Source organism: Pedococcus sp. P2_A3 (genome assembly GCF_056405035.1).
In genome coordinates, this window is record NZ_JBFUCW010000022.1 from 35027 (window position 1) to 47178 (window position 12152).

At 71.3% G+C, this 12152-nt stretch carries 11 protein-coding genes; 9 read left to right on the plus strand and 2 right to left on the minus strand.

Annotation, left to right across the window (positions count from 1 at the left end):
- Window positions 1–40: 40 nt before the first annotated feature.
- From AC1DX8_RS16550 to AC1DX8_RS16585, 8 genes are all read left to right on the plus strand, one after another.
- Window positions 41–790, plus strand: coding sequence for a hypothetical protein (locus tag AC1DX8_RS16550; protein WP_477631038.1), 750 nt, complete (start codon window positions 41–43; stop codon window positions 788–790).
- A 3-nt stretch (window positions 791–793) separates the two neighbouring features.
- On the plus strand, window positions 794–2440 hold the full coding sequence (locus tag AC1DX8_RS16555) for a DNA repair helicase XPB (protein WP_477631039.1): 1647 nt from the start codon (window positions 794–796) through the stop codon (window positions 2438–2440).
- Window positions 2441–2500: 60 nt separating this feature from the next.
- Window positions 2501–3208, plus strand: coding sequence for a response regulator transcription factor (locus tag AC1DX8_RS16560; RefSeq protein ID WP_477631040.1), 708 nt, complete (start codon window positions 2501–2503; stop codon window positions 3206–3208).
- A complete protein-coding gene (locus tag AC1DX8_RS16565) occupies window positions 3209–4744 on the plus strand; it encodes a sensor histidine kinase (protein ID WP_477631041.1) in 1536 nt (511 codons plus the stop codon).
- A 51-nt stretch (window positions 4745–4795) separates the two neighbouring features.
- On the plus strand, window positions 4796–6385 hold the full coding sequence (locus tag AC1DX8_RS16570; RefSeq protein WP_477631042.1) for a S1C family serine protease: 1590 nt from the start codon (window positions 4796–4798) through the stop codon (window positions 6383–6385).
- Window positions 6386–6484: 99 nt separating this feature from the next.
- Entirely contained in the window at window positions 6485–8506 is a 2022-nt protein-coding gene (locus AC1DX8_RS16575) for a HelD family protein (protein ID WP_477631043.1), read from the plus strand.
- 29 nt (window positions 8507–8535) lie between these two features.
- The gene (locus tag AC1DX8_RS16580) at window positions 8536–9186 is read left to right on the plus strand and encodes an HD domain-containing protein (protein ID WP_477631044.1); all 651 of its coding nucleotides are present in this window, start codon (window positions 8536–8538) and stop codon (window positions 9184–9186) included.
- A gap of 176 nt (window positions 9187–9362) precedes the next feature.
- Window positions 9363–9458, plus strand: a complete 96-nt coding sequence (locus AC1DX8_RS16585) for a transposase (RefSeq protein ID WP_477631114.1) — start codon at window positions 9363–9365, stop codon at window positions 9456–9458.
- Between the two features lie 939 nt (window positions 9459–10397).
- Here the strand turns inward: AC1DX8_RS16585 and AC1DX8_RS16590 are convergent.
- Window positions 10398–10910 carry an NUDIX hydrolase gene (locus AC1DX8_RS16590; RefSeq protein WP_477631045.1) on the minus strand — a complete coding sequence of 171 codons (513 nt, stop codon included), beginning with the start codon at window positions 10908–10910 and terminating at the stop codon, window positions 10398–10400.
- Complete coding sequence (locus AC1DX8_RS16595; RefSeq protein ID WP_477631046.1) at window positions 10907–11644, minus strand: DUF4031 domain-containing protein; 738 nt, start codon at window positions 11642–11644, stop codon at window positions 10907–10909. The genes AC1DX8_RS16590 and AC1DX8_RS16595 overlap by 4 nt, the downstream gene beginning before the upstream one ends.
- 122 nt (window positions 11645–11766) lie before the next feature.
- Between AC1DX8_RS16595 and AC1DX8_RS16600 the strand changes: the two genes are divergently transcribed.
- Window positions 11767–12057: a WXG100 family type VII secretion target gene (locus AC1DX8_RS16600; RefSeq protein WP_477631047.1), complete on the plus strand. Its 291-nt coding sequence runs from the start codon at window positions 11767–11769 to the stop codon at window positions 12055–12057.
- Window positions 12058–12152: the final 95 nt, after the last annotated feature.

Here is a 12152-nt window from a genome sequence, read left to right on the forward strand (position 1 = left end):
TAGATTTGCACCGCACCGCACGCCGCCGAAGGGACGCACGATGAGCGACACACCTCGCAACGACGACAACCTCGAGTTCCGTGACCCCACCGCGCCGAGCGACCCGACGGGTCCCAGCGACACCGGTTCGTCCGACTCCGACAGCGCCTTCGACGAGACCGCGGCCATCGACACCGACCGGACGCAGGCCGTTCCGCCGGTGCCGCCGACCCCCGCGACCCCTCCCCCGCCGCCCGCTGCCTACCCCAGCAGCCCCGGCGGCCCCGGCGGCTCTGGCCAGCCCTCCTACGGTGCGCCGTCCGGCGACGCCCCGCAGAACCCGTACGGCACGACGCCCGCTGGCGCAGGCACGCCGCCGCCTCCCCCGAACCCCTACGGCAGCGCTCCCGGCGCGGCACCCCAGAACCCCTACGGCCAGCCGCAGTACCCCACGCAGGGCCAGGTCCAGCAGGGTTACGGCGCGGCATCCGCGTACGGCGCACCGGCCTACGGCCCCCCGGGCTACGGGCAGCCGGCGTATGCCGCGCCCCAGTCCATGAGCGGCAACACGATCGCGCTGCTCGTCGTCTCCGGCCTCACGACCATCGGCTGTGGCTTCGGGATCGTCGCCCTGGTCTTCGCGATCGTGGCGGCGACCAAGAAGGACCAGCCCGCGGAGGCGGCGAAGTACACCCGCTGGGGCTGGATCGCCCTGGTGGCCGGCCTGGTGCTCGTCATCGTGGTCATCGTCGCCTTCATCGCCCTGGCCGCCACGTCGAGCACGTCCTCAAGCTTCAACTCGGGGTACTAGCCGGTGCCAGACGGCCCGCTGATCGTCCAGAGCGACAAGACGCTGCTCCTGGAGGTCGACCACCCGAACGCCGAGGAGGCGCGTCGGGCGATCGCACCCTTCGCGGAGCTCGAGCGAGCCCCGGAGCACATCCACACCTACCGCGTGACGCCGCTCGGCCTGTGGAACGCTCGCGCGGCGGGCCACGACGCGGAGCAGGTCGTCAACGCCCTGATCACCTACAGCCGGTATGCCGTGCCGCACGCCCTCCTCGTGGACATCGCCGACACGATGGACCGCTACGGCCGGCTGACGCTCGAGAAGGACCCCGACCACGGCCTCGTGCTGCGCACGACCGACCGGCCGGTGCTCGAGGAAGTGTTGCGGCACAAGAAGATCAAGCCGCTGATCGGTGAGCGGATCGACCCCGACCGGGTCCTGGTGCATCCCTCCGAGCGGGGCCACCTCAAGCAGGAGCTGCTCAAGGTCGGGTGGCCTGCCGAGGACGAGGCGGGCTATGTCGACGGCGAGGCGCACCCCATCGGCCTCGACAACGCCGACTGGTCACTGCGCCCCTACCAGCAGCAGGCCGTCGACGGCTTCTGGCACGGCGGATCCGGGGTGGTCGTGCTGCCCTGCGGTGCCGGCAAGACCCTGGTCGGCGCGGGGGCGATGGCAGTGGCGAAGGCCACGACGCTGATCTTGGTCACCAACACCGTGTCGGCGCGGCAGTGGCGTGACGAGCTGCTCAAGCGCACCAGCCTCACCGACGACGAGATCGGCGAGTACTCGGGCGCCCGCAAGGAGATCCGCCCGGTCACCATCGCGACCTACCAGGTCCTCACCACCCGCCGGAAGGGCGTCTACACGCACCTCGACCTCCTCGACGCGCGTGACTGGGGCCTGATCATCTACGACGAGGTTCACCTCCTGCCCGCCCCGATCTTCCGGATGACCGCCGACCTGCAGGCCCGTCGGCGGCTCGGCCTCACCGCGACGCTGGTGCGCGAGGACGGCCGCGAGGCCGACGTGTTCTCGCTCATCGGCCCCAAGCGCTACGACGCGCCCTGGAAGGACATCGAGGCGCAGGGCTACATCGCGCCGGCCGACTGCGTGGAGGTGCGGGTCACCCTCCCCGACAGCGAGCGCCTTGCGTATGCCGTGAGCGAACCGGAGGACCGCTACCGGCTGGCCTCGTGCAGCCCGGTCAAGATCCCCGTGGTGGAGCGGATCGTGGCGCAGCACCGCGGCGAACCCACCCTCGTCATCGGCCAGTACCTCGACCAGCTCGCCGAGCTGTCCGAGCGGCTGGGCGCCGACGTCATCACCGGCGAGACCCCGGTGTCCCAGCGACAGAAGCTCTTCCAGGCCTTCCGCGTCGGAGAGATCAGCCTGCTGGTCGTGTCGAAGGTTGCCAACTTCTCGATCGACCTGCCGGAGGCGAGTGTCGCGATCCAGGTCTCGGGCACCTTCGGCTCGCGCCAGGAGGAGGCCCAGCGGCTCGGCCGGGTGCTGCGGCCCAAGGGCGACGGTCGCACAGCGCACTTCTACTCGGTCGTCTCCCGTGACACCGTCGACGCCGAGTTCGCGRCGCACCGCCAACGCTTCCTCGCCGAACAGGGCTACTCCTACCGGATCGTCGACGCCGACGACGTGGACGCCACGGCCTGAGCACGGCGCGTTCAGGCGGCATACAGCCAACTCCCAGACTCAGGCCCGAGACTGGGTCACGTGACCACTGCCCAACCCGAGGCCAAGCTCCTCGTCGTCGAGGACGAGCCCAACATCCGCGAGCTCCTCGCGACCTCCCTGCGGTTCGCCGGGTTCGAGGTGCACGTCGCTGCCGACGGCGCGACCGCCCTCCACCTCGCCACCACCCACGAGCCCGACCTCGTGGTGCTCGACGTGATGCTGCCCGACATGGACGGCTTCACCGTGACGCGCAAGCTGCGTGACACCGGACGCCAGCTGCCCATCGTCTTCGTCACCGCGCGCGACTCGGTCGACGACAAGATCAAGGGCCTCACGGTCGGCGGTGACGACTACGTCACCAAGCCGTTCAGCCTCGAGGAGGTGGTGGCCCGGATCCGTGCGGTCCTGCGCCGCACCAGGGGAGAGGTCGACGACGCCAGCGCGCTGCGCTTCGAGGACCTCGAGCTCGACGAGGACTCCCACGAGGTGAGCCGCGGCGGTCGCTCGATCGACGTGTCGCCCACCGAGTTCAAGCTCCTGCGCTACCTCATGCTCAACCCGAACCGCGTGCTGTCGAAGGCACAGATCCTCGACCACGTCTGGGACTACGACTTCCGTGGCGAGAGCGGCATCGTCGAGTCCTACATCTCCTACCTGCGCCGCAAGATCGACTCCGACGGCGTGCCGCCCCTGATCCACACCAAGCGCGGCGTCGGCTACGTGCTGCGCAAGCCGCCGGAGGCGTAGATGACGGCACCCACCACCCCCGCTCCGACGGCCACGCCACCCACTCCCGCACCGGGCGCGCGCCGCTCGCCTCGCGTTGTCGTGGAGCGGGCCAAGGGGCAGCTGGAGCTGCTCCCCCTGCGGGTGCGCCTGATCGCGGTGATGCTCGTCCTCCTGCTGCTGGCCCTCACCCTGACCGCCGCGGCCACCGCGGCGCTGATGCGTCGCGACCTCATGAGCCGCGTGGACGACGACCTGAAGCGGGCTTCACCCACCGTGGCCCAGCAGGCGTTGAACACGTTGCGCGCCCCGACCCGCAACCGCCTGCCCAGCGGCTACGCCGTGGTCTTCTATCCCACTGACGGCTCCACCGCGGTCGAGATCGACCCCACCGGCGCGGTCACCCGCCCCGGCGTGCCTGACACGCTCGCCCTCGACGACCCGCGGGTCACCTCCCTGGAGGCCTTCACCATCGGCAGCCGCGACGGGTCGGGGCAGTGGCGGGCCTATGCCGGCAACCTCCGGGACGAGTCCGCGACCTTCATCGTGGCGGTGCCCCTGTCCAGCGTCAGCCACACGGTGCGTCGCCTGGTCCTCGTGGAGCTGCTCATCGGCCTCGCCGTCCTCGTCGCGTGCGCCATCGGGGGTTGGTATGCCGTGCAGCGAGCCTTCCGCCCCCTGCGCGAGATCGAGGACACCGCCGCCGCCATCGCCGACGGCGACCTCGCCCGCCGCATCCCGACGCGGACCGCCAAGGACGAGGTCACCTCGCTGGCGCGGTCGCTCAACGTGATGCTGGCCCAGATCGAGCAGTCCTTCGCGGCCCGTGAGGCGTCCGAGGAGCGGATGCGGCAGTTCGTGGCCGACGCCTCCCACGAGCTCCGGACCCCGCTGGCCGCCGTCCGCGGGTACGCCGAGCTGTACCGGCAGGGTGCGGTGCGAGAGCCGACCGACGTGGCGAGCGCGATGACGCGGATCGAGGGCGAGGCCACCCGGATGGGCGGTCTGGTCGAGGACCTGCTGATGCTGGCCCGGCTCGACGACCAGCGCCCGATGCGGTTCGCGCCGGTCGACCTGACCGTGCTCGCCGCCGACGCGGCACAGGATGCCCGCGCCATCGAACCGAGCCGGCAGATCACCGTCTCGGGCCTTGCGGGGCCGCTCGGGCCCACCGTGGTGCCCGGTGACGACGCCAGGCTGCGACAGCTGCTGGCCAACCTGGTGTCCAACGCCCTCAACCACACGCCAGCGGGGTCGCCCCTGGAAATCGCCGTGGGGACACGGGAATCCGACCACCACGTGGTGTTGGAGGTACGTGACCACGGTCCGGGTGTGGATCCTGAGAATGCCCGCAAGGTGTTCGAGCGGTTCTACCGGGCCGACCCGTCGCGCGTCCGCGGAGCCGGCGGCGGCAACGGCCTCGGCCTGGCCATCGCCGCCGCGATCGTGAACGCCCACCGGGGCCGGATCGGGGTCTCCCAGACCCCGGGCGGGGGCGCGACCTTCATCGTCGAGCTGCCCACAGACAACTCTCAGGCGACGCCCAGCACCCCTTGACGTTGGTTGGGTTGACTGAGGCCACCAAGCCACATCGAGGAGTGCAACGCCATGACCCAGATCCACCCGGACACCCGACCGGACACCAGCGGTGACGGCGGCCAGCCTCCAGTGACGTCGGCCCCCGCCGCCCCGCACGTCACCCAGTACGGCGCACAGCGCGACTCCCAGTACCGCGCCGCGCAGTGGGCGTCCGAGGCGCACGAGCCGTGGGCGGCCCCGCAGCAGCAGGACCCAGTCACCACCCCGATCCACGAGCAGGCCGCCCCCACCCAGGGCGAGCCGACGACCCCGGTCTGGTTCGGCCAGACCAGCGAGATCCCGCGCGAGCACGCAGCCTTCGGCCTTCCTGCGGCGGGTGCCCACCCGGCATACCCACCGCTCACCCCTCCTCCGGCTGGACCGCCCCCTTCCTTTCCCACTCGGGACGGGGCAGAGCCTGTCCAGCCGGGCAAACGGCGCCGACTGACGGAACTCACCGCCGTCGCGGCGCTCGCCGCGCTCCTCGCGAGCGGCGGCACCTACGCCGCGGTCCAGCTGGGTGACAGCCCGCAGGCCTCCTCCCCTGCGAGTGCGTCATCCCTGGGCCGCGGCGCGGACGCCGGACCGGTGGTCCAGGCCGACGCCACCAACCCCAACTGGACGGCCACTGCGGCCGCCGTGGCGCCCAGCGTCGTCTCGATCACCGTGAAGTCGGGGCAGAGCGAGGCCCAGGGGTCCGGGGTGATCATCGACGCCAAGGGACACGTCCTGACCAACAACCACGTCGTGAGCGGCGCCGGCACCGGCACCACGATCACGGTGACGCTCAACGACGGTCGCACCTACAAGGCCACCGTTGCTGGCACCGACCCGAGCACCGACCTCGCCGTCATCACCCTGTCGGGCGCCCCGAGCGACCTAAAGGCCATCGCGATCGGCAACTCCGACGACCTCAAGGTGGGCGACCCGGTCATGGCGATCGGCAACCCCCTGGGGCTCGCTGGCACCGTCACGACCGGCATCGTCAGCGCGCTCAACCGTCCCGTGACCACCGCGGCCGAGGACACCCAGCCGCAGGACCCGTTCGGCCAGGGCCTGCCGGGCCAGGGTCAGCAGCCCTCGACCGGTAGTGACGGCAGCGCCGTCGTGACCAACGCGATCCAGACGTCGGCCGCGATCAACCCCGGCAACTCGGGCGGAGCGCTCGTCAACGCCTCGGGTCAGCTCGTCGGCATCAACTCGTCCATCGCGAGCCTCGGCTCGTCGGGCAGCGGGCAGAGCGGCAGCATCGGCATCGGCTTCGCCATCCCGGCCAACGAGGCCAAGAGCATCGCCTCGCAGCTCATCTCGTCGGGCAAGGCAGAGCACGCCTTCCTCGGGGTCAGCCTCGGTGACGGCACGGCCTCAGACGGCACCAGCCAGCGCGCCGGCGCCGAGATCACCCAGATCTCGAGCGGCACGCCCGCGGCCGACGCGGGCCTGCAGAAGGGTGACGTGGTCATCGCCGTCGACTCCGAGCGGGTCGACTCCGCCCTCGCCCTCGTGGCCAACATCCGCGAACGCGCCGTCGGCGACAAGGTCACCCTGACCGTCTTGCGCGACGGCAAGAAGATCGACCTGACCGCCACGCTGGTCGCCAAGGCCGCGACGACGAACTAGTCCCACCACCAGACGGTCGGCACCTCCCGGGCGCCGACCGTCTGCACGGTCCGGGAAACCGTTCGACGCCGAGGCGACTCGGTGGCAAGGTAGACCCTTGTGTCTGCTACCGCCCCCACCCCGGAACTGAAGCGCGAGCAGGACTACCTCGGCGCCGCCCGTGCGGCGCTGGCCGCGATGCGCGAGCAGACGCTGTCGCTCAAGGTCCAGGCGCACGACCCGATCTCGGCCGAGCACCTCGCCCGCACGCTCCACCTGCGGGCCGCCTCCCTGCAGGACGACCCGTCGACGACGCTGTTCTTCGGGCGGATCGATACGGACACGGACGAGCGCTGGTACATCGGCCGTCGCCACGTAGCGGACACCGCCGGCGACCCCCTCGTCATCGACTGGCGCGCGGGCATGTCCACGGCGTTCTACCGCGCGTCGCGCACCGAGCCGATGGGTGTGGTGCTGCGTCGACGGTTCGGGCTCGACCGTGGCGCGATCACCGCCTACGAGGACGAGCACCTCCAGGACCGTGCCGAGCACGACGTGCGCAGCCACATCCTCGCCGAGGAGATCGAGCGCCCGCGCGTGGGGCCGATGCGCGACATCGTGGCCACGATCCAGCCCGAGCAGGACGAGATCGTGCGGGCCGGCGCCGAGCAGACGATCTGCGTCCAAGGCGCTCCCGGCACCGGCAAGACCGCGGTCGGGCTCCACCGCGCCGCCTGGCTGCTCTACGCCTTCCGCGACCGGCTCGCCCGCTCCGGCGTCCTGGTCATCGGGCCCAACCGCGCCTTCCTCGAGCACATCGGCGCCGTCCTGCCTGCCCTCGGCGAGGTGGCCGTGGGGCACACGACGATCGAGGAGCTGGTCGCCTCCGTGCCGGTCCGGGGCACCGACCCCACCGAGACGGCCGTACTCAAGGGTGACGCCCGGCTCGCCGAGGTGCTCCGGTATGCCGTGTGGTCGGCCGTGCAACCGGCGACCGAGGCGCTCGTGGTGCCACGCGGGGTGCGCAAGTGGCGCGTGCCGGCATACGAGGTCAACGAGATCCTCGACGAGCTGCGGTCCCGCGGCGTGCGCTACGACGCGGCCCGACAGATGCTGCCGCAGCGCCTCGCCCACGCGGTCCTGCTGAAGATGGAAGGCGCCGGCGACTCGCCCGACGACCGGGTGCAGGACCAGGTCGCGCGCTCGGCCGTCGTGAAGAAGTACGTCGCGACGCTCTGGCCGGCGCTCGACGCCAAGGCGGTGCTGTTCTCCCTCCTGTCCGACCCCGACGAGCTCGAGCGCCACTCGCGCGACGTGCTGAGCGACGAGGAGCGACGAGTCCTCCTGTGGGACGACCCGCCACGGTCGAAGGGCTCGGCCAAGTGGTCGCGCTCCGACACCGTGCTGCTCGACGAGCTCGGCGACCACATCGCCCGCACCCCGTCGCTCGGGCACGTGGTGCTCGACGAGGCCCAGGACCTGTCGCCGATGCAGCTGCGCGCCGTCGGGCGCCGTTGCTCGACCGGCGCCGCCACCGTCCTCGGCGACATCGCCCAGGGCACCACGCCGTGGGCCACCGACTCGTGGGAGTCGTCGCTGCACCACCTCGGCAAGCCGGGCAGCCACGTCGAGGTCCTCGACCGCGGGTTCCGGGTGCCCGCGAGCGTCATCGAGTACGCCGCCCAGCTGCTCCCCCACATGGCCCCCGGTCTCGGCTCCCCTGTCTCGGTACGAGACAACCCGGGCCGCCTCGACCACGTCGCGAGCGACGCCGCCACGCTCCACGAGCGGGTCGCCGCAGTGGTGACGGCCGAGCTCCAGGAGCCCGGCTCGATCGGCGTCATCGCCCCCGATGCCATGGTCGATGCGCTGTCGGTGTCCTTGCGCCGCAACGGAATCGATCACGGGGTCCTCGGCCAGGACCACGGCGACATCGACCACCAGGTCGACGTGGTCCCTGCGACCGTCGCCAAGGGACTGGAGTTCGACCGGGTCGTGGTGGTCGAGCCCGCTGCCATCGCCGCCGCTGAACCGGACGAGCGCACCGGGCTGCGCCGCCTCTACGTCGTGTTGACCCGCGCCGTGTCCGCCCTGACCGTCGTGCACGCCGAACCCCTCCCCAGCCAGCTGGGTCCCGCCTGAACGGATCGACTTCTGCCACAATCGCGCCTGTGCCGGCCATGATCACCTGGTGGACGCTCGACGTCGCCGACCTCGCCCCCGGGGCCCACTCCGACGCGGTCCACGCCGTCGGGGCCGACCTCCTGGGGCGGTTGGGTGAGGAGCACCGCAGGTATCACAACGCGCGCCACGTCCTGGAGATGTTCTGGGCGCTCGAGGACCTCGAGCAGGCAGGGGTCGTCACCGCACGTCAGGCTGCGCTGGCCCGGATCGCGGCGTGGTTCCACGACGCGGTCTACGACACGACGAGCTCCGGCGGGGAGAACGAGCTCGACAGTGCAGCCCTCGCGGTGCGTGACCTGTCGGCCCTGGGCTTCCCCGCCCAGGACGTGGAGACCGTGCGCGACCTGGTGCTGTCGACCCACGACCACGAGCTCACCGGCACCCCCTTGGCCGCCGCGTTCCACGACGCCGACCTGTGGATCCTCAGCTCACCGCCAGGACGCTACGAGGAGTACACCGCCCAGGTGCGAGACGAGTATGCCGCCGTGCCCGACGACGTGTTCCGTGCTGCCAGGGCGTCGATCCTGAGGCCGTTCCTCGACCGCGAGACGATCTACGCCACCGAGTTCGCGCGCGAGTCGTGGGAGGACGCAGCCCGCGCCAACCTCGCCGCGGAGCTCGGAGTGCTCACCGGCTGACCCCTTACTCGGTGTGTCCCTATTGCGCGCGTCGTGACGGTGGGCACCGTGCCCCGCAGGTCGTACCCAAGTGACCTCACCGATGACCAGTGGTCCCTGCTCGAGCCGGTGGTCAACGCGACCGGGCAAGCGCAGCCGCAAGCATGCCGAAGACCTGCGAACCGTGGTGGGACGCCATGCTCTACATCGCCCAGACGGGGTGTCAGTGGCGCTACCTCCCGGCGTCGTTCGGGCCCTGGACTCGGGTCTGGTCGCAGTTCCGCCGGTGGTAGCGGAACGGAACGTGGGCGCAGGCCCTGACGGTGCTGCACGCGTGGACCGAGGTGTCACCGCAGCCGCCGCTCGACTCTCGCCCGAGGCCATGGGCTTGAGGTCCGCCGAGTCGCCTGGGACGACCAGCAGCCTGCCTTCCGTCCTATCCGGCACGCCTGGCGCGTCGAGGTTGGTCACGGGCGCCTCGGACGCTCCCGCCGGCTGGCGAAGTCATTCGAGAACACCACCACCTCGGCGACCGGGTGGCTGCAGGTCGCCTGTATCGCGACGACGCTGCGGCATCTGTCACGGGAACGAACCCGTCGTCGCGCACTCGAGCTCACAGCCTGACTGCACTCGCTAACCGCGCGGAACGCGGTGGGGGTTCAGGCGGTCGATGGGCCGTGCCAGTGATGGGACTACGGGAGGTGGGCCTATCTACGACCGCGGACCCAGAACTGCCACCCGTTCGGGGGTTCCGGCCACCGGGGATCCGGTTCCCAGCCCGGCGTGACCCGCCAGTTTCCGGGCGGAGTCGGCCATCCCGGGGGGACGTTGAAATCGAGCCGAGCCCGAACCCAGGCCCAATAGGCAGCCAATCCTGCGCTGAGCAAGGCGAGCAGGCCCGCGACGAGCCCGCTGATCAGCCATGCCTGATCCACCGATGCGCACGCAGCCGCTTCAGTTGGTCCGCACGGGTCCGACGGCGCCATGACGACAAGGACACGCATGAAGGCGTAGAGCCCCAGAATCGACGCAAGGAGGAGCAACCACGATCCGGAGGCGAAGGGGCCTTGCCGGGGGCTTTCGACAGGAGGGGTGCGGGCACGGCAGGAGCGTAGCCTCTGGTCACCCTTGGGTCAGCGATCCGACGAGGCTGCGGCACTGAAGGGGCCTTCCTCATATCGGCAGAACCCGTAAACGCCGCCGCCCGCGGCGGTCAATAGGGACACACCCAGTTAGCGCTCCGGGGTCATCGCCGCGGCCACCAGCGGCCACCAGAACTGCCGCCCCGACAGCGCCTCGAACTCCTCGGCCCTCACCCACTTCGGGTCGACGGCATCCGGCTCGGCAGCGACGAGGTCATCCCCTGTCACGGGCAGCTCGACCCGGAAGAGCTGCATCGAGCCCCCTCCTGCCGGCCAGCGGCCGTGCGACACGGGGGCGAAGTCCTCGTGTCCGAAGACCCGCAGGTCCTCCGGGTCGAGCCGCAGGCCGGTCTCCTCCCAGACCTCTCGGACGACGCACTCGACGACGGTCTCACCCGGCTCACGCCAGCCACCCGGGATCCCCCATTCACGGCGCCGGGGGCTGTAGACGGCGGCATACCGACCGGTCACGTCGGTCACCACCGCCATGGCCGCGAAGACGGTCTCGTCGGGCGCCGGGTGGGACGACTCCCACAGCTCGACGTCGGCCACTGATCCGTCCGCGAACGTCGCCCCCGCGACCGACCCGATGAGGCGGCTCACCGGCCCGGCCTCTCCAGGTGGTCCACGAGCGGCCACCAGTGCCGTGACGACAGCTCGGCCCGGGCCCGGGTCGGGGCCAGCCACCACCCAGTCGGGACCTCGACGTCTGGCGCGAGCCGTGCGGAGTACACCGCGAAGCAGGCCTGGGGGGCGGGCCACGGGTAGTCCGCGGTCGGCTGGGGCACGGTGTTGCGGACGTACCCGACCAGGCTCGCCACCCGCAGGGATGACCCCACCAGCTCCTCGACCAAGGCGGCAAGGTGCTCGGCCGGTGTGCCGTCGGCGACCGGCCTCGAGGGCAGGTCCCACCCACCCTCGTTCCGCTCCACGGCGAGGAGCTCGGCGCCACGGAGCAGGGCCAACCGAACGACCACCGTGGTGGCCGGCGCCTCGTCCTGACGCGACGCGATCACGTCCGCCCGCGAACCCGGCGGCAACCACGGGGCACCAGGGAGTGCCTCGACGACACGCTCGTGGCGACGCTTCTGGATCCGCAGACCACTGCGCTGGAGGATCCGCACCACCTCACGACCGTCGACCGGCACCGCCCCCGCCGCCACCAGCGCGGCATACCGCTCCTCGGGCACGTCGTAGTGGTCACCCTCGAAGCCGCGGCGCGGAATGCCTTGTGCCGCGGCGAAATCATGCAGCTCGTCATAGGAGGTGTCACTGACCAGGTGTGACCACAGCGTCCCGTGGGCCGGCCACGCCGGCGGGTCGATCCAGATGGTCACCCGGCTGACGCTACCCGTCCCGAGCCCGCCTGTGGACAACCGGGCAGGCCGGTCGCGGCCAGCCCCTAACCTCACGTCAGGCGGAGGCCACGGGGGGCTCCGCACTCGTCGGGAGGACAACCATGTCGGCACAGTTCACGGTGGACACCGAGCAGATCCAGGCCGCCTCGGGCGACATCGCCCGCATCTCGTCGGAGATCGACGGCCAGGTCACGGCCATGATGGCTCGCCTTACCGGCCTCCAGGGGGCCTGGACCGGCACGGCGTCGGCGCGGTTCCAGTCGCTCGTCGGGGAGTGGCAGGGCACCCAGCGGCAGGTGCGGGCGTCGCTCGACTCGATCGGCTCGGTGCTGGCGGCAGCGGGCGCTCACTACGCCGAGACCGAGGCCCAGACCCTGCGCATGTTCAGCTGACGGGTCGACCGACGCGGATGCTGCCCCTCGCCGCCCTCCCTTCCCCGCAACCTGGGCGCCCTCCAGGGTGCTCAGGTTGCAGGGAAAGGAGGGGG